Raw genomic sequence first — 17,515 nt, 5'->3', positions numbered from 1 at the left:
GGTCTACCGACGGTCCACCCTCCGGTCAGTCGCGCGGGGCGCTGCGGGCGATCCGCAGTGCCCACAGCACCAGCGGGACCTGCAGCGGCAGCCGTCCCCAGCCGATCGCCCGGTACAGCGGGTCCTTGCGGTTCCAGTGCAGCGCCATCGACACGTTCGCCGGGAACACCGCCGCGAACAGCGCTGCCGCGGCCCAGCCGCCCGCGCGCCGGGTCCGCGGGTGCGCGACCGCCGCGGCGACGGCGCCCTCGGCCGCCCCGGAGGCGTAGGTCCAGAACCGGGGCTCCCCGGGCAGGCTGCGCGGCACGATCGAGTCGAACGGCTCGGGCCGCACCACGTGCAGGACGGCGGCGGTGCCGAGCAGCCCCGCGAGCCCGAGAGCGAGACGCCGGTCGCGGGACGGGGTGCCGGGGGAGCGACGGATCATGACGGCGATGGTGCCACCCGGTACGGGCGGCGGCCGGGCCCCCCGGTGCGGCGGGCGTCACGGTCGGCGCCAGGTGCGCGCGGGGGAGGATCGGCACCGTGGCCCTCCGGACGGCGGACCGGTGCCGCCCGGAGGATCGACACGTGGCGCAGGGACGGGCGGACCGGTGCCCGCCCGGTGGGGTGCGGCGGTACCGGAGATCGCGGCGGGCCGGTGGGGCTCGCGGCAGGGGGAGGGCGCGGTGACGGGCGGCGTGGACGGGCACGGCCGGGCGCTCGCGCTGTGCCTGCCGTTCGCGCTGTGCCGGCGGCTCGCGCTGTGCGGGGCGCTCGCCGTCGCGGCGGTGCTGCTCGCCGGGTGCGCGACCGTCCCCACCCCCGGGGCACCGGACCCCGGTGCCGTGGACACGTCCGCGCCGGCGGGTGCGACCGGCCTCCGCCGCGCGTTCCCGGCCGGGGCGGGTGCGGACTACCAGCTCGGCGGCGCCTACCCGCCCCCGCCGGGCACCGGGATCGTCGTGCGCGACAGCACCGCGGATCCTGCCCCCGGTACCTGGTCGGTCTGCTACGTCAACGCCTTCCAGACCCAGCCGCAGGACCGGGAGCGGTGGCTGCGCGAGCACCCAGACCTCGTCCTGCGCGGCGGCGACCGCGAGCCCGTCGCCGACCCCGGGTGGCCCGACGAGCTGCTGCTCGACATCTCCACCCCGCAGCGTCGTGCGGGCGTCGCCGAGGTCGTCACCCGTGTCGTCGACCGCTGCGCCGCCGCCGGGTTCGACGCCGTGGAGCTCGACAACCTGGACTCGTGGACCCGGTCCGGCGGGGCGTTCACCGCCGACGACGCCGAGGCCCTCGCGGTCGACCTCGCCGGGGTCGTCCACGCGCGGGGCCTCGCCGTCGGGCAGAAGAACGCCACCGACCTGCTCGACCGGCTGCCCGCGCGCGGCTACGACTTCGCCGTCGCCGAGGAGTGCGTCGCGTTCGACGAGTGCGGCGCCTTCACCGCCGCCTATGGGGACCGTGTCCTCGACGTCGAGTACGTCGACGGCCCGGACGCCGATCCCGCCGCCTGCGGGGACCCGGGCCGGCGTCCGCGGACGACGGTCGTCCGCGACCGGCTGCTGGTCCCCGCGGGCGATCCCGGATACGTCCACCGGGCCTGCTGACCGGCCCTCCGCCCGGGGCGGCCGTCAGCCGATCGGCTCCGGGAGCCGGTCGACCTCGTAGGCCAGGCCGATCGTGTCGCCGCTGGCCGGGTCGTGCAGCTCCACCCGCCAGGCGTCGGCGAACTGGTCGACACCCGACCTCATCGCGACGGTCCCCGACAGCAAGACGGTGCCGGGCACCAGCCAGCCGCGCTCGCGCAGCAGGTCGACCCAGTACCCGGGCGGGAGCAGGGCGGCCAGCGTCGCGTCCTGCACGAGCTCCTCGGTGCCGTCGTGGTCGCCGCCGTGACGGACCCACGCGCGCAGGGTGATGTCGTCGAGCCGGTCGGCGACCTCCGACAGCCGCCAGGCCTTCCGGCCCAGGACGTCGAGACCCGCGTTCTTGCTCCACGCGACGCCGTGCACCTCCAGAGCGCGGTCGGTGTGGTCGCAGGCGACGGTCAGCAGCGGGTCGGTGACGTCGTCGCCGACGACCAGCGCCCACTCCGCCTCGCCGGAGGTCCGGTCGTGCTGGGCGGGGACCCGGTCGGTCTGCGACGCCAGGTACGGCGAGACCGGGTACAGCGCCGGCACCGTGTCCGGGGCCGGCACGCCCAGCTCGGCCAGCTCGGCGACGTGCGCGGCGACCTCCTCCTGGGCACGTCCGGCGTACCCGGCGTTGAAGACCCGGTGGACCTCCACCGAGCGGGTGCTGCCGTCGGGCAGGGCCAGTTCGAGCGTCACGGGGGACCTCCGTCAGATGTGTACGTCGCGTAACCGATGTGCACGAGGGTTGCGCACACACTGTGTATACAGCAAGTATGAGCCCCGTCCCACCGACCACCTCCGACCCCGGGAGCCCGCGATGACCTCGCCGTCCGCCTCCTCGTCACCACCGGTCGACCGCCGTGACCTGCGCAAGGCGTTCGTCGCGAGCCTCACCGGCACCTCGCTCGAGTGGTACGACTTCGCCGTCTACTCCGCGGCGGCCGCACTGGTGTTCCCGGTGCTGTTCTTCCCGGCCGCGGACCCGGTCACCGGTCTGCTGCTCGCGTTCTCGACCTACGCCGTCGGCTACGTCTCGCGCCCGCTCGGCGGTGTCGTGTTCGGCAGGCTCGGCGATGTCATCGGCCGCAAGCAGGTCCTGGTCATCACGCTCGTGCTGATCGGCGTCGCGACGTTCCTCATCGGTCTGCTGCCGACCTACGGCACGATCGGCGTCGCCGCCCCGGTGCTGCTGGTGCTGCTGCGCTTCGCCCAGGGCGTCGGCGTCGGCGGGGAGTGGGGCGGCGCGGTCCTGCTCTCCAGCGAGTTCGGCGAGCCGCGCCGGCGCGGGTTCTGGGCCTCGGCGGCCCAGGTCGGCCCGCCCGCGGGCAACCTGCTGTCCAACGGCGTCCTGGCCCTGCTCACCCTGCTGCTGACCGACCAGCAGTTCCTGGACTGGGGCTGGCGGCTGGCGTTCCTGCTGTCGGCGGTACTGGTGGCGTTCGGGCTGTGGATCCGGCTCAAGCTGGAGGACACCCCGGTCTTCCGCGCGATCGCCGAGTCCGGCGACCGGCCGTCGGCGCCGGTGCGTGAGGTGTTCACCGCCGAGCGCCGCCCGCTGCTCGCCGGGATCCTCAGCCGGATCGGGCCGGACGTCAGCTACGCCCTGTTCACCGTCTTCGTGCTGACCTTCGCCACCACCCAGCTCGGGTTCTCCCGGTCGGAGGTGCTCGGCGCGATCCTGATCGGCTCGGCGCTGCAGCTGCCCTCGATCCCGCTGGCCGGCGCGCTCACCGACCGGTTCAACCGGCGCCTCGTCTACGGCGTCGCCGCGATCGGGGGAGCGGTGTGGCCGTTCGTCTTCTTCCCGATGATCTCGGGCGGCTCGTTCGCGCTGCTCGTCGTCGGCATCGTCGTCGGGCTCGCGCTGCACTCGTTCATGTACGGCCCGCAGGCCGCGTTCGTCACCGAACAGTTCTCACCGCGGCTGCGCTACACCGGCAGCTCGCTGGCCTACACGATCGCCGGCGTCGTCGGCGGCGCGGTCGCGCCGCTGGCGTTCACCGCGCTGTCCGGCGGGTCGGGCAACTGGGTGCCGGTCGCGACCTACCTGGCAGTCGCCTGCGCGCTGACCGTCGTCGGGCTGCTCATCGGCCGCGACCCGGACCACGAGGAGGACGAGGCCTACCTCGCCCTCACGCCCTGAGCAGCACGCGCAGGGTCAGCTGCAGGTGCTCGTCGATCGCCTTCGCCGCCGCGTCGGGATCGTCGCCGGCCAGCGCCTCGACGATCCGGCCGTGCTCGGTGCAGACCGCCTGCCGCCGGTCCTCGGTCCGGAACAGCGCGGTCACGCCGACCCGGCGCTGGCGCACCCGCAGCCCGGCGTAGGTCCGCGAGAGCAGCGCGTTCCCGGTGGCGTCGACGAGCGCCTGGTGGAAGACCATGTCGAGCTCGATGAACTCGGCCGGGTCCCCGCCGGCGCCGGCGAGCTCGCGCTGCCGGTCCAGGGCCGCGTTCATCGCCTCGAACGGGACGCCGCAGGCGTCCATCGCCGCGCGCGCGGCATGCTGCTCCAGGACCCCGCGCAGCTCCATCAGCTCGGAGATCTGCCGGCCGGTCAACGGTGGCACGTAGGCGCCGCGACCGGGCAACATCTCGACCAGGCCGTCGGCCACGAGCAGCAGCAACGCCTCACGGACGGGCGTGCGCGACACCCCGATCCGGCCGGCGAGCTCGTTCTCGTTGAGGAACGTGCCCTGCACCTGCGGATCGACCAGGACGGTCTCGCGCAGGTAGTGCAACGCGCGCTCGCGACCGGACTCCCGTGACGTCGGCATACGACACGTATACACCGAACCACCCCAGGAGAACGCATGCGGATCGCCCTCGTCCAGATCGCCGCCACCACCGACCCGGCGGAGAACCTCGCCCTGGTCGCCGACGGCGTCGCCGACGCGGCCGCCCGGGGCGCGCGGCTGGTCGTGTTCCCCGAGGCCACCCAGTGCCGCTTCGGGGTGCCGCTCGGCCCGGTCGCCGAGCCCCTCGACGGCCCCTGGGCGTCCCGGGTCCGCGAGCTCGCCGCCGCCGCGGGCGTCATCGTGGTCGCCGGGATGTTCACCCCCGCCGACGACGGCCGCGTCCGCAACACCCTGCTCGTCACCGGGCCCGGTGTGGAGGAGCACTACGACAAGATCCACCTGTTCGACGCGTTCGGGTTCGCCGAGTCCGACACGGTCGCCCCGGGGGACCAGCCGGTCACGGTCACCGTCGACGGTGTGAGGGTCGGCCTCGCGACCTGCTACGACCTGCGGTTCGCGGGCCTGTTCCAGACCCTCGGCGACGCCGGGGCGCAGGTCGTCGTCGTGCCCGCGTCCTGGGGCGCGGGGCCGGGCAAGCGTGAGCAGTGGGAGCTGCTGGTGCGCGCCAGGGCCCTCGACACGACGGCCTTCGTGGCGGCCTGCGACCAGGCGGACCCGGAGGCGGCGGGACGTCCGGTCCCCGGTGGCGCCCCGACCGGGATCGGGATGAGCGCGGTCGCCGGTCCGACCGGCTCGCTCGTCGCGGCGCTCGACGCCGCGCCGGGGACCCTGGTCGTGGACCTCGACCTCGACGCGGTGACCGCGGCCCGCCGGGCGGTCCCGGTCCTGGCCAACCGTCGGTACTGACCCCGGTGCGTGATGTCGCCGGTCAGGCCCGCAGCCGCAGCCCCTTCGGCGTCACCCGGAACCCGGCCTCGGTGAGCACCTCGGACAGCGCCGAGACCAGCGAGTCCTGCCCGTCGGCCCGCTCCACGGCGAGCGACCCGAGCCAGCCCTCGTGCACCGCCCCGGCGAGCGACTCGGCCCCGGCGCGCAGCTCGTCGCGGTCCTCGGTGAACGACAGCAGCGACTTCCCGCCGCGCTCGACGTAGAGCGCGGGCGCCCCGTCGACCAGGGTGACCAGGGCGCCGGCCTTGCGACCGGGGCGGTGCCGGGTCTCGCCGGTCGTGTCCGGCCAGGGCAGGGCCGCGCCGTAGGGCTGGGCGGGGTCGGTGGCGGCGAGCACCACCCGGGACAGCTCGCGCCACGCCTCACGCGGCGCCTGCGGGCGGCGACCGGCGCCGCCGTCGAACTCGCCGTGGCGGCCCGCGCCGCCGAGCCTGCCCAGGCCGCCGCGCAGGTCGTCGGGTACCCCCGCGTACGGGTCGTCGCCCCCCGGGAACCCGGCCACGTCGCCGGAGAGGTCGTCGGGCAGGGGCTCGCCGTCCACGGTCGGGTCGGCGGACCCGGCGCGGTCGGTGGGATCGGCGACGACCGCGCCCGGCCCGGCACCGAGGCGGCGCGGACCGGTCGGCTGGGCGGGGGACGGGCCGCCGTCGGTCCCGGCGAGGGCCCGGACCCGGTCGATCGCGCCCGGCACCGCGAACTGCGCCGCGCCCAGCCCCTCGACGATGTAGCCGCGCCGGCACCGGCCGGACTCCTCCATCGCCCGGAGCACCTTGTAGACCGCGGCGAACCCGCCGGTGACCCGCTCGGTGCCCAGCGCGCCCCGGGTCAGCACGCCGTGGCGCTCCAGGAACGCCTCCGCGGCCGCGTGCGCACGACGGGTCGCGTCGGGCTCGCGCGGCACGGCCACCGACCAGCGCCCGCCGACCGACGGCGGCCCGGTCCGGCTGGGCATCGACGGCCGCCCCGCACGCAGCTGCGCGTAGCGCCCGCGGGCCGGCCGCCGCGCGGTGCGGTGCGCCCCGCCCTGACGCCCGGACGCGCCACGCCGCCCACCGCCCCCGGACAGCCGGGCCCGCAGCGGGCCGAGCGTGTCGTTGGTGAGCGCACCCGCCCAGACCAGGTCCCAGACGGCGGCGACGACGTCGTCGTCGGAGGGGGCCGGTTCGTCCTGCTCCTTCAGCAGCACCCCGGCACGGGTCGCGAGCTCGCGGAAGAACAGCGCACCGCCCCCGGAGTCCGGTGCGGCCTCCGGATCGGTCAGCGCGGCCAGGTCGGTCAGCCCGAGCGCGGCCAGCACCGCGGTGTGCAGCGGGGTGCCCGCGGTGTCCAGGTCGGGGGCGGGCAGCAGCAGGTCCGCCACGTCGGCGGGGGCCAGCGCCAGCCAGCCGTCCTGCCCGGACAGCGCTCCGCACCCGACCCAGGTCACCTCACCGGCGGCGGTCAGCTCGTCGAGCAGCGCGGGGGTGTAGCCCGGCAGCCGGGCCGGCAGCACCAGCGACTCGACCGCGCTCGCCGGCAGCGGCGCCCCGGCGAGCTGCTCGACCACACCGAGCACGTCCTCGGCACCCGGTGCGCGGCGCACCCGGCCGCGCCGCTCGGAGCCCGACCGCACCTGGACGCCCTGCCACTGCGGCAGGAACCGCCCGAGGGCGCGCTGCTCGACGGGCTCGACCTCGTGCCGCAGCTTCGCCAGCGACGCGCGCCGCAGCCGGCGCAGCACCTCGGCGTCGCAGTACTCCAGCTCGCCGCCGGAACCGGCGGGCACCGACGCCTGCGGGCGCAGCTCGCCCTTCATCAGCCGACCGATGCCGGTCAGCCGCTCCAGCACCCCGGTGACCACGGCCACGCCGAGCCCGAAGCGGCGGGCGAGCTCGGCGGCGGTGAACGGCCCGTGCGTGCGCGCCCAGCGCAGCACGAGATCCCCGAGCGGGTCGGGCACCGGCTCGGTGAACGCCTCCGGCACCCCGACCGGCAGCGCCGTGCCCAGCGCGTCCCGGATGCGGCCGGCGTCCTCGATCGCGATGAACCGTTCCTCGCCGGCGATCCGCACCCGCAGCGCCCGGCGGTCGCGCTCCAGCTGCGCCAGCCAGGCCGGGTCGACGCCGCGGGCCCGCCCGTCGGCCTCGGACAGGTCACCGACGAAGCGGAGCAGGTCCGCGGCGCCCTCCATGTCACGGGCGTGCCGGTCCGGGTCGGTGCGCTGCAGCTGGCCCTCGATCTCGGCCAGCATCTCCGGGTCGAGCAGCTCCCGGATCGCCTCGGAGCCGAGCAGCTCCGCCAGCAGGGTCGAGTCCAGCGACAGCGCGGCCGCGCGGCGCTCGGCCAGCGGCGCGTCGGCCTCGTAGAGGAACATCCCGACGTAGCCGAACAGCAGGCTGCGCGCGAACGGCGACGGCTGCGACGACTCGACCTCGGCGACCTTCACCTTCCGCGAGGCGACGTCGCCCATCAGCTCGCGGAGCCCGGGCAGGTCGTAGACGTCCTGCACGCACTCCCGCATCGCCTCCAGGGTGATCGGGAACTGCTCGAACTTGCCCGCCACGCTCAGCAGCTGCGCCGACTTCTGACGCTGCTGCCACAGCGGGCTGCGGCGGCGCGGGTCGCGGCGGGGCAGCAGCAGCGCCCGCGCGGCGCACTCCCGGAACCGCGACGCGTACAGCGCCGAGTTCCCCAGCTCCGCGACGACGATCTGCTCGATCTCGCCCGGCTCCAGCAGCACGTCCTCGGCGCTCGGGACGACCTCGGTGCCGTTGTCGTCGACCGCGTCCGGCAGGCGCAGCACGATCCCGTCGTCGGCGCCCGACGCGCTCACCTCGACCCCGCGGCGCTCCCGCATCCGGGCCGCGATCGCCAGCGCCCACGGCCCGTTGACCTGCGCCCCGAACGGCGAGTGCACGACGAGGCGCCAGTCGCCCAGCTCGTCGCGGAACCGCTCGACCAGGATCGTGCGGTCGCTCGGCACGTGCCGGGTCGCCTCGCGCTGCTCGCGCAGGTAGGACAGCAGGTTGTCGCAGGCCCACTCGTCGAGCCCGGCCGCGGTGGCGCGCTCGCGGGCGTCGGCGTCGGCCAGCCCGGACATCTCGCGCACGAACGCGCCGACGGCCCGGCCCAGCTCCAGCGGCCGCCCGATCGACTCGCCCTTCCAGAACGGCATCCGGGCGGGCACCCCCGGCGCCGGGGTGACGATCACGCGGTCGTGGGTGATGTCCTCGACCCGCCACGACGAGGTCCCCAGCAGGAACGTGTCCCCGACGCGGGACTCGTAGACCATCTCCTCGTCGAGCTCACCGACCCGCGAGCCGGCGCCGTCCGCGCCGCCCGGGGTCATCACGGTGAACAGGCCGCGGTCGGGGATGGTGCCGCCGGAGGTGACGGCCAGGCGCTGCGCGCCCGGGCGGCCGCGCAGCTCGTCGGTGACCCGGTCCCAGGTGATGCGGGCGCGCAGCTCGCCGAACTCCTCGGACGGGTAGCGCCCGGCCAGCATGTCCAGCACCGAGTGCAGCGCGGAGTCCGGCAGCGCCGCGAACGGGGCCGCCCGGCGGATCGTCGCGGCGAGGTCGGACAGCTGCCACGACTCCATCGCGACCATCGCGACGATCTGCTGGGCCAGCACGTCGAGCGGGTTGCGGGGGTAGCGCGTGGACTCGATCGACCCGGTCGTCATCCGTTCGGCGACGACGGTGCAGGACACGAGGTCCCCGCGGTACTTCGGGAACACCACGCCCTCGGACACCGCGCCCACCTGGTGCCCGGCACGCCCGACCCGCTGCAGCCCGGACGCGACCGACGGCGGCGCCTCGACCTGCACGACCAGGTCGACGGCGCCCATGTCGATGCCCAGCTCCAGGCTGGAGGTCGCGACGACGCACGGCAGCACGCCGGACTTCAGCTCCTCCTCGACCAGGGTCCGCTGGTCGCGCGACATCGAGCCGTGGTGGGCCTTGGCCACCGTCGGCGCGGCCCCGCCGCCCACCCCGGACTGCCCGACCGCCTCGGCCGGGAACGCACCCGGGGCGTCGGCGTCGAGGTCCGCGGCCTCCTCCAGGGCGGCGGCCTCCTGCTCCGCGGCGAGCTCGTTGAGCCGGGAGGTCAGCCGCTCGGCGAGCCGGCGCGAGTTGGAGAACACGATCGTCGAACGGTGCTCGCGCACCAGGCCGAGCAGCCGCTCCTCGACGGCGGGCCAGATCGAGGGCTTGCGCGCCGTGCCCGCGGCGGACCCGACGACCTCCTCGTCGGTGCTGCCCGGGGCGGGCCGCTCGTCGAGCGCGGCCAGGTCGGGCACCGGGACCTGCACCTCGACCCGGATCGTCTTGGGGATCGCGGGCTGCACGACCTCGACCGGGCGGGTGCCGGACAGGAACGTCGAGACCTCGTCCACCGGGCGCACGGTCGCCGAGAGCCCGATCCGCTGCGGGGTGGCCTCGGTGATCTCCTCGAGGCGCTCCAGCGACACCGCCAGGTGCGCCCCCCGCTTCGTCCCGGCGACGGCGTGCACCTCGTCGAGGATCACGGTCGTCACCCCGCGCAGCGACTCCCGCGCGGCCGAGGTGAGCAGCAGGAACAGCGACTCCGGGGTGGTCACCAGCACGTCCGGCGGGGTGCGCTGGAACTGGCGCCGCTCGTCGGCCGGGGTGTCGCCGGTGCGCATCCCGACGGTGATGTCGGGGACCGGCTCGTCGAGCCGCTGCGCGGCCTGGCGGATGCCGGTCAGCGGCGAGCGCAGGTTGCGCTGCACGTCGACGGCGAGGGCCTTGAGCGGTGAGACGTAGAGGACCCGGCAGCGGTGCTTCGGCTCGGCGGGCGGCGGGGTGGCGGCGAGCCGGTCCAACGCCCACAGGAACGCGGCGAGGGTCTTGCCGGACCCGGTCGGCGCGACGACGAGCGCGTTGCGCCCGGCCTGCGCCGCGGACCAGGCGCCCTCCTGGGCCGCCGTGGGCGCGGCGAAGGCCCCCTCGAACCACTGGCGGGTGGCAGGGGAGAAGCCCTCGAGTGCGGTCACGCCGACCATCATGCGGGTGGGGTCCGACAGTCACCCGTCGAGCGCCCGTCGGACCGGGCGTGACCTGCGACGTCAGCGGGCGGCGTCGGCCCTCGTGCGGGGCCAGACCTCCGCGGTGTCCTCGGCCGGGAACTCGGCGACGACCGCCGCGACCGTCCAGACCATCGACGCCAGGAAGTCCACGCCCAGCGCGTCGACGTAGTGCGAGGTCTCGCGGGCGTCGGCCGGGTCGACGAGCGGGGCGACCGTGTAGCGGGCCCGGGCCGCGTAGCGCGGGCCCAGGTTGCTCCCGATCCAGGCCAGTGCCCGCTCGGAGCGGTCGTCGTGGTCGGCGAGCGCGGTGCGGGCGGCGTCGTACCAGTCGGCCAGCACCAGGAAGGCCAGCGACCAGCCGGGCGGGGTGGCGTCCGGCGGCATGTCCCGGTCGACCGCGGTCAGCCGGCGCACGGCGAACCGGGCCGGGTCGGGCCCCGGCGTGGCGAGGGTCTCGCGCACCGCTCCGGCCAGCACGTCGGAGACCATGCGGTAGGCGTTCTGCAGCTCCGCGTCGTCCGTGCCCGCCGACCTGCGTGTGTTCGGGGTCGTGCCCGCCATGTCCACCGTCCTCCGCTCGTGTGGCCGGGCCGGAGCGTAACGCCCTGGCGCGCGGCGGCCGTCGCACGGCAGCATCCGTCCGTGACCGCCGCACCCGACGCCGTCTCCCCGCCGCAGGACCCCGCCCAGCCCCGCCTGCTGGCGGTGCTCGCGATCGGGCAGGTGCTCGGTGGGACGGCCGTCGCGACCTCGATCGCGGCGAGCTCGCTGGTCGCCTCCCGGCTGTCCGGCTCGCCCGCGGTCGGTGGCGTCGCGTCGACGGCGAGCGTGCTGGGCGCGGCGGGTGCGGCCGCCGTCGTCGCACGGGTGGCCCAGGCCCGGGGACGGCGTCCCGCGCTGGTCGGCGGTCATCTGGTGGGGCTGCTCGGCGCGGTCGGTGCCGTCGTCGCGGCCACGACCGGCTCGGTGGTGCTGCTGCTGGTGTCGTTGCTGCTGGTGGGCTCGGGGACGGCGGTCGGGCTCGCCGCGCGCTACGCCGCCACCGACCTGGCCGCGCCGGTGCGGGCCGGCCGCGCGCTCGCGCTGGTGGTGTGGGCGACGACGGTCGGTGCGGTCGCCGGGCCGAACCTGCTCGGTCCGCTGGACGCCGTGGCCGTGTCGGTCGGGCTGCCCGGTGTCGCCGGTCCGTACCTGCTCTGCGCGGTCGCGTTCGCCCTGGCGGCCCTGACCGGGTGGCTGGGTCTGCGGCCCGACCCGCTGCTGCGGGCCCGGGAGCGCGCGGGCACCCCGGCCATCGCGCCGGGGGCCACGGCGGTGCGGCCGTGGGCGGTGCTGCGGGCCTCGCGCCCCGCGCTGCTCGGCGCGGTCGGCATCGTGCTCGGGCACGCGGTGATGGTCGGGCTGATGTCGATGACCCCGGTGCACATGGACCACGGCGGCGCGGCGCTGTCGGTCGTCGGGCTGGTGATCAGCCTGCACATCGCGGGGATGTACGCGCTCAGCCCGCTGTTCGGGTGGCTCGCCGACCGGCTCGGACCGGCGCGGGTGCTGGCCGGTGCCGGGGTGCTGCTGCCGCTGGCGGGGGTGGTCTGCGCCCTCGCCGCGCCGACCGCGACCGGCCTGCTGTCGGTAGGCCTGGTGCTGCTCGGCCTGGGCTGGTCGGCAGCGGTGGTGGGCGGGTCGGCGCAGCTCACGGCGTCGCTGGCGGTGGCCGACCGGCCGCGGGTGCAGGGCTCGGTGGACGTGGCGATGAACCTGGCCGGCGCCGCCGCCGGGATCGTGGCCGGGGTGCTCGTGACGGTGTCGTCCTACGCGCTGCTCGGCGCGCTGGTGGTCGTGGCGACGGTGCCGTTCCTGCTGGTGGCCGCGCGCGCGGCCCGCACGGGACGCCCGGCGGCCGGCTGAGCGGGACCCTCAGCGACGGCGCTGGTGGAGCCACCAGCGCACCAGCACGACCAGCGCGGACAGCAGAGCGAGCAGCGACACGACCTGCCACGCCAGCGGCGACCCGATGCCGGTCGTCGCGAGGACCTCGTCGGCGACGTCGACCGGGACGGTGGCGAGCAGTTCGGACATATCACCCAGGCTACCGGCTCCGGGCCGTCATCGGGCGGACACCGCACGGAACGGGTGACCCGTCTACCCTCGCGGGCGTGCGACTGAGCCACTTCCGGGAACTGATGGAGGGCGAGTTCGGGCCGGTGCGGGCGGCGTCGCTGGCCCGTGACCACGTCTTCGCCGACCTCGGCGGCCGGACCGTCGAGCAGGCGATCGAGGCGGGTCTCGACCTGCGCCGGGTCTGGCGCGCGGTCTGCGCGGCCTACGAGGTCCCACCCGCACGGCGGTAGCGGCGCCCCGGGCGGTCGTGGTGACCGCTCGGCTCCCGTGGGTGCCCGGTCGGCGTGTCGCGGTGTCGGATCGAACGCGTGTTCGTCTACGGTTCCGGCAGGGCTCGCGGTACCGGTCCTGCGGCGCGGTGTCGGACGAGTTGTCCACAGGCGCCGATCCGGGCCCGTAACTGTCAGGGGTACCCCATACCGTTGTGGTGTGCCTCCCCGAAAGACACCAGCAGGACCCGATCGTCGACCACCAGCGAGGAGTCAAGAGATGTCCGCTCCGGACCGCGGCAAGGCGCTCGAACTCGCCCTCGCCCAGATCGAGAAGAACCACGGCAAGGGATCGGTGATGCGCCTGGGCGACCAGGCCCGCGTCCCGATCAGTGCCATCTCCACGGGCTCCATCGCGCTCGACGTCGCGCTCGGCGTCGGGGGCATCCCGCGCGGCCGCGTCGTCGAGATCTACGGCCCGGAGTCCAGCGGTAAGACGACCGTCGCGCTGCACTGCGTGGCGAGCGCGCAGGCCGCGGGCGGTGTCGCGGCGTTCATCGACGCCGAGCACGCGCTCGACCCGGAGTACGCCAAGGCGCTCGGTGTCGACACCGACGACCTGCTGGTCTCCCAGCCGGACACCGGTGAGCAGGCGCTGGAGATCGCGGACATGCTGATCCGCTCCGGCGCGCTCGACATCATCGTCATCGACTCGGTGGCTGCGCTCGTGCCGCGCGCCGAGATCGAGGGCGAGATGGGCGACAGCCACGTCGGTCTGCAGGCCCGGCTGATGAGCCAGGCGCTGCGGAAGATCACCGGTGCGCTCAGCAACTCCGGCACCACCGCGATCTTCATCAACCAGCTGCGCGAGAAGATCGGCGTGATGTTCGGGTCCCCGGAGACCACGACCGGTGGTAAGGCGCTGAAGTTCTACGCGTCGGTCCGTATGGACATCCGCCGCATCGAGACCCTGAAGGACGGCACCGACATGGTCGGCAGCCGGACCCGGGTCAAGGTCGTGAAGAACAAGGTGGCCCCGCCGTTCAAGCAGGCGGAGTTCGACGTGCTCTACGGCGTCGGCATCTCCAAGGAGGGTTCGCTGATCGACGTGGGCGTCGAGCAGGGGATCATCCGCAAGTCCGGTGCCTGGTACACCTACGAGGGCGACCAGATGGGGCAGGGCAAGGAGAACGCCCGCAAGTTCCTCAAGGAGAACCCGGACGTCGCCGCCGAGGTCGAGAAGCGCATCAAGGAGAAGCTGGGGATCGGCGCCGTCGTCGACGCCGAGGAGACCAGCCCGGTCGAGCCCCTCCCGGCCCCGGTCGACTTCTGAGCGTGACCGGCGAGCGCGACGGGTCCGGAGGCACGTCCGGACGGGACGGTGCGGAGCCGACCAGGCCCCGCACCGTCCCGCTCGACGACCTGTTCGGCGTGACCCCGTCGGTCACCGACGAGCAGGATCCGCCCGCGGTCCGGACCGCCGACCCGACCGGCGGTGGGCCGGACGAGTCCGGCGCCGAGCCCCCGGCCGTCCCCGGCTGGGACACCAGCCCCCACCAGGTCTCGTTCGCCGCGCTGAGCGGCGCCGACGAGGCCCCCACGACGGCGACCGACCCGCCGGCGGCCTGGTCCACGGGCCCCGCGGCGGACGGCGCGACAGACGAGGCGGCGGCCCCCGCCCCGGTCCGCAGACTGACCCTCGACGGCCCCGACTCCGGCCCCGACCCTGCTTCCGGCGGGAGTGCCGACGACGGCGTCGACGATGCAGGACCCGGCTCGCCCCGTGTGGTCTCCTTCGAGGAGCTGTCCGGACGGGGCGCTCGCCGCAGCGGACCCCGTCGCGACCGCGCGACCCCGCGTCGGCGTCCGGCCGCCGCGGCAGGCCCGACCGACCCGGACGCCGCGGCCGCCGCGCCCGAGGGCACCGGGCCGGACCCGGTCGAGGAGAGCACCACCCCCCGTGGCCGGCGCCGCGGAGAGGGCCGTGGCCGGGGGAGACGCCGGGGCGAGGACGCCACCTCACGCGTCGAGACACCGCAGGAGCAGGAGACCCGCGCCCGCGACATCTGCCTGCGCCTGCTCACCGACCGCGCCCGCACGGTCAAGGAGCTCGGCGACGCGCTGCGCCGCAAGGAGATCCCCGACGAGGTCGCGCACCGCGTCCTCGAGCGGTTCGACGAGGTCGGACTCGTCGACGACCAGGCCTTCGCCGAGCAGTGGGTCCGGTCCCGGCACCGCCACCGCGGCCTCGGCAAACGGGCGATCGCGATGGAGCTGCACCGCAAGGGCGTCGACCGCGAGATCGCCGACGAGGCGCTCACCGGCATCGACGACGACTCCGAACGCGACCGGGCCCGCGAGCTCGTCGTACGGCGGCTGCGGAGCCTGCCCGTCGGGAGTCGCGAGGAGCGGCAGTCCAGCGCCCGCAAGCTGGTCGGCATGCTCGCGCGCAAGGGCTACGGGCCCGGGGTCGCCTACGGGGTGGTCAAGGAGGAGATCGCCGCCGCCGGTGCGGAGGCCGACGAGTTGGGCGAGGCCCCGCCCGAGGACTGACCCGTCCCGGGCGGGACCCGCCGCCCGGTCACGACCGCAGGTACCAGGCGAACCAGTCCCGCATCGTCGGCGCGAGGTAGTGGGTGGGCGGCACCTGCTCGGCCGGGAACAGCGCGAACCCCTGCGGGGCGTGCCCGGGCCGGTCGTGGAAGTAGGTCCCGCTGACCCAGGCCGGGTTGATGTCCAGCTCCATGCCGCGGACCACGCCGGCGTCGGCGAGCAGCCTGCCCAGCGTGCACACCGACAGCGCCGGTCCGGCGACGTACACCTCGGTGCCGTCGGCGGTCACGCCGAAACCGGACCGGTGGACGAACGCGTTCTGGCCGATCGTGCTGCCCCACTCCGCGGTGCCGCCGGTGGCACACGTCGGGTTCACCGCGCCGTCGTCGACGAGCGGGAGCAGGTTCTGCCGCACGCTCGCGACGTCCGGCCCCATCCCGACCTCGGTGCCCCACGCCCCGACGTCGGCCCGGCCGTCGGTGTGCAGGACCAGGCTGGCCTTGCCGGGCAGCAGCGGCGCGACCGTGCGGCCCTCGGCGTAGTAGCCGTTGTGGCTGGGGTCGGACAGCTTGAACCCGCCGTTGAACGCCACCGCCACGCCGTCACCCGCCCGCCCGGCCAGCGACGTCGACGCGTGCCAGTGCCCGGCGGGCTCGCCGACGCCCGGGTGCAGGGTGCCCCGCACCAGCGCGGGGTCCATCCGCAGCACCCCGGCGAGGTAGGAGGTGTGGGTGTCGTCGACCCGCAGCGTCGTCACCTGGACCGCGGGCCGCCCGTGGTCGGCGACGACGGTCTGCCACACGCCCTCCCCGGGCAGCGGGGCCCCCGCCGCGACCGGGGCGAGCGGCGGCGTCGTCGCCGGGTCGGACAGCGCACCCGGAGCCCGCGGGATCCCGCCGGCCGGGGTGCCGCCCTCGGACGGCGCGTCCACGTCGTACTGGAGCTTCTCCAGGCCGGTGACGAGCCAGTTCAGCCCGTGGTCGCGGGCCCACTCGGCGGTCGCCTCGACCGGCCCGGTCCCGGGGGGCGCGGCCAGCGTCACCGCGCCGACCCCGGCGCCCGCGCCGCCGAGCAGCACCACGAGCACCCCCAGCACGGCACCCGCCCGACGTCGGCGCCGGCGACGCCGCGACGGCCCCGGTGGCGGTGCGATCTCGACGGTGGTCTCGACCGCGCTCATCGCCGCACCGCCGGACCCGGGGTGGACCCGTCCCGCCCGCGGGCCGACCCCACCGCCGTCGTCCCCGGGGCCGGGGCCCCCGGCGGGACCAGCGTCTCCAGCACCATGCGCCGTCGTCCTCCTGCGTCGTGGCGGCACGATCCGCCGACGTGGGTGACCCTTCCGGTCGTTGCGCAGAGCAACCCCAGAGGACGCTGAGCGATCACTGAGAGTCCACAGTCGAGCCGCGCGGTAGAGATCCGGTCCTGCGTGCCGATCGATGGTGCGTAACCGGTGATTGCGTGCATAAGATGCCCGCCGAGCCGCAGTTCGTGATCGGCGAACGGCGCGAGGAGTCGATCCCGGGAGGGTGTTCGTGAGGATCAGAGGACGAGTGGCCGGCGCCGCGCTGGCGGCGACGGCGCTGTTCGCGCTGGCGGGCTGCGGCGGGGGAGCCGGGGGCGGCGGGACCGCCGCGCAGCCGAGCGGCGAGGCGCAGGGCGGCACGCTGACGGTGTTCGCCGCGGCGTCGCTGACCGGCACGTTCGGTGACCTGGAGAAGAAGTTCGAGGCCGCCAACCCGGGCACGGACGTGGTGTTCAACTTCGCCGGGTCCTCGGCCCTGGCCCAGCAGATCAACCAGGGCGCCCCGGCCGACGTGTTCGCCTCGGCCGACCGGAACAACATGACCAAGGTGACCGACGCGGGCAACGCCCAGGGGCAGCCCGAGGTCTTCGCCACCAACACCCTGCAGATCGCGGTCGCGCCGCAGAACCCGAAGCAGATCGCGTCGCTGCAGGACCTGAGCAAGCCCGGTCTGCGGACCGTGGTCTGCGCCCCGCAGGTGCCGTGCGGCTCGGCGACGGAGAAGGTCGAGAAGGCCGCCGGCGTGGACATCACGCCCGTCTCCGAGGAGCAGGACGTCAAGTCGGTGCTGCAGAAGGTCACCACCGGCAACGCCGACGCCGGGCTCGTCTACCGGACCGACGTCACCGCGTCGAAGGGGCAGGCGCAGGGCGTCGACATCCCGCAGGCGTCGGAGGCGGTCAACCAGTACCCGATCGTCGTCCTGAAGAACACGAAGAACGCCGAGCTGGCGCAGAAGTGGGTGCAGTTCGTGAACGGCGACGAGGGCCGTCAGGTCCTGGGGGCGGCCGGCTTCGGCGCGCCCTGACCGCGGA

General features: G+C 75.4%; 15 protein-coding genes. 8 read left to right on the top strand and 7 right to left on the bottom strand.

Annotated elements, in window-relative coordinates; translation table 11 throughout:
* Nucleotides 1-25: 25 nt before the first annotated feature.
* Nucleotides 26-427, bottom strand: a complete 402-nt coding sequence (locus tag KPL60_RS12520) for a MauE/DoxX family redox-associated membrane protein (RefSeq protein ID WP_226355846.1) — start codon at nucleotides 425-427, stop codon at nucleotides 26-28.
* Between the two features lie 241 nt (nucleotides 428-668).
* Between KPL60_RS12520 and KPL60_RS12515 the strand changes: the two genes are divergently transcribed.
* Entirely contained in the window at nucleotides 669-1,592 is a 924-nt protein-coding gene (locus tag KPL60_RS12515) for an endo alpha-1,4 polygalactosaminidase (protein ID WP_226365914.1), read from the top strand.
* 24 nt (nucleotides 1,593-1,616) lie between these two features.
* On the opposite strand, the gene KPL60_RS12510 is transcribed toward KPL60_RS12515, so the two are convergent.
* A complete protein-coding gene (locus tag KPL60_RS12510; protein WP_226355848.1) occupies nucleotides 1,617-2,315 on the bottom strand; it encodes a DUF2848 domain-containing protein in 699 nt (232 codons plus the stop codon).
* Between the two features lie 121 nt (nucleotides 2,316-2,436).
* Between KPL60_RS12510 and KPL60_RS12505 the strand changes: the two genes are divergently transcribed.
* Nucleotides 2,437-3,762 carry an MFS transporter gene (locus KPL60_RS12505; RefSeq protein WP_226365913.1) on the top strand — a complete coding sequence of 442 codons (1,326 nt, stop codon included), beginning with the start codon at nucleotides 2,437-2,439 and terminating at the stop codon, nucleotides 3,760-3,762.
* Here KPL60_RS12505 and KPL60_RS12500 read toward each other — a convergent pair.
* Nucleotides 3,752-4,393, bottom strand: coding sequence for a GntR family transcriptional regulator (locus KPL60_RS12500; RefSeq protein WP_226355849.1), 642 nt, complete (start codon nucleotides 4,391-4,393; stop codon nucleotides 3,752-3,754). The two genes, KPL60_RS12505 and KPL60_RS12500, sit on opposite strands and share 11 nt — an antisense overlap.
* Before the next feature lie 36 nt (nucleotides 4,394-4,429).
* On the opposite strand from KPL60_RS12500, the gene KPL60_RS12495 reads away from it, so the two are divergent.
* On the top strand, nucleotides 4,430-5,221 hold the full coding sequence (locus KPL60_RS12495) for a carbon-nitrogen hydrolase family protein (protein WP_226355850.1): 792 nt from the start codon (nucleotides 4,430-4,432) through the stop codon (nucleotides 5,219-5,221).
* 22 nt (nucleotides 5,222-5,243) lie between these two features.
* On the opposite strand, the gene KPL60_RS12490 is transcribed toward KPL60_RS12495, so the two are convergent.
* Together KPL60_RS12490 and KPL60_RS12485 are read right to left on the bottom strand one after the other, a co-directional pair.
* Nucleotides 5,244-10,274: an ATP-dependent helicase gene (locus KPL60_RS12490; protein ID WP_226365912.1), complete on the bottom strand. Its 5,031-nt coding sequence runs from the start codon at nucleotides 10,272-10,274 to the stop codon at nucleotides 5,244-5,246.
* 60 nt (nucleotides 10,275-10,334) lie between these two features.
* Nucleotides 10,335-10,856 (bottom strand): hypothetical protein, encoded by a 522-nt coding sequence (locus KPL60_RS12485; RefSeq protein ID WP_226355852.1) that lies wholly within the window; start codon nucleotides 10,854-10,856, stop codon nucleotides 10,335-10,337.
* 81 nt (nucleotides 10,857-10,937) lie between these two features.
* On the opposite strand from KPL60_RS12485, the gene KPL60_RS12480 reads away from it, so the two are divergent.
* Nucleotides 10,938-12,200, top strand: coding sequence for an MFS transporter (locus KPL60_RS12480; RefSeq protein ID WP_226365911.1), 1,263 nt, complete (start codon nucleotides 10,938-10,940; stop codon nucleotides 12,198-12,200).
* Between the two features lie 9 nt (nucleotides 12,201-12,209).
* Here KPL60_RS12480 and KPL60_RS12475 read toward each other — a convergent pair whose 3' ends face one another.
* Entirely contained in the window at nucleotides 12,210-12,371 is a 162-nt protein-coding gene (locus tag KPL60_RS12475) for a hypothetical protein (protein ID WP_167379121.1), read from the bottom strand.
* A gap of 77 nt (nucleotides 12,372-12,448) precedes the next feature.
* Here KPL60_RS12475 and KPL60_RS12470 point away from each other — a divergent pair, with 77 nt between their 5' ends.
* From KPL60_RS12470 to KPL60_RS34645, 3 genes are all read left to right on the top strand, one after another.
* A complete protein-coding gene (locus tag KPL60_RS12470) occupies nucleotides 12,449-12,643 on the top strand; it encodes a DUF3046 domain-containing protein (protein ID WP_226355854.1) in 195 nt (64 codons plus the stop codon).
* A 259-nt stretch (nucleotides 12,644-12,902) separates the two neighbouring features.
* Nucleotides 12,903-13,955 (top strand): recombinase RecA, encoded by a 1,053-nt coding sequence (gene recA, locus KPL60_RS12465; protein WP_020624149.1) that lies wholly within the window; start codon nucleotides 12,903-12,905, stop codon nucleotides 13,953-13,955.
* A gap of 2 nt (nucleotides 13,956-13,957) precedes the next feature.
* On the top strand, nucleotides 13,958-15,175 hold the full coding sequence (locus KPL60_RS34645) for a RecX family transcriptional regulator (RefSeq protein ID WP_308016735.1): 1,218 nt from the start codon (nucleotides 13,958-13,960) through the stop codon (nucleotides 15,173-15,175).
* A 28-nt stretch (nucleotides 15,176-15,203) separates the two neighbouring features.
* On the opposite strand, the gene KPL60_RS12455 is transcribed toward KPL60_RS34645, so the two are convergent.
* A complete protein-coding gene (locus KPL60_RS12455; RefSeq protein ID WP_226355855.1) occupies nucleotides 15,204-16,355 on the bottom strand; it encodes a hypothetical protein in 1,152 nt (383 codons plus the stop codon).
* 373 nt (nucleotides 16,356-16,728) lie between these two features.
* Here KPL60_RS12455 and modA point away from each other — a divergent pair, with 373 nt between their 5' ends.
* On the top strand, nucleotides 16,729-17,508 hold the full coding sequence (gene modA, locus KPL60_RS12450) for a molybdate ABC transporter substrate-binding protein (protein ID WP_226365910.1): 780 nt from the start codon (nucleotides 16,729-16,731) through the stop codon (nucleotides 17,506-17,508).
* Nucleotides 17,509-17,515 lie beyond the last annotated feature (7 nt).

Source organism: Pseudonocardia sp. ICBG162 (assembly GCF_020496225.1).
GTDB lineage: Bacteria > Actinomycetota > Actinomycetes > Mycobacteriales > Pseudonocardiaceae > Pseudonocardia > Pseudonocardia alni.
Note: the sequence above shows the minus strand (reverse complement) of the source record. Positions and strands in the feature narration are given on the sequence as shown.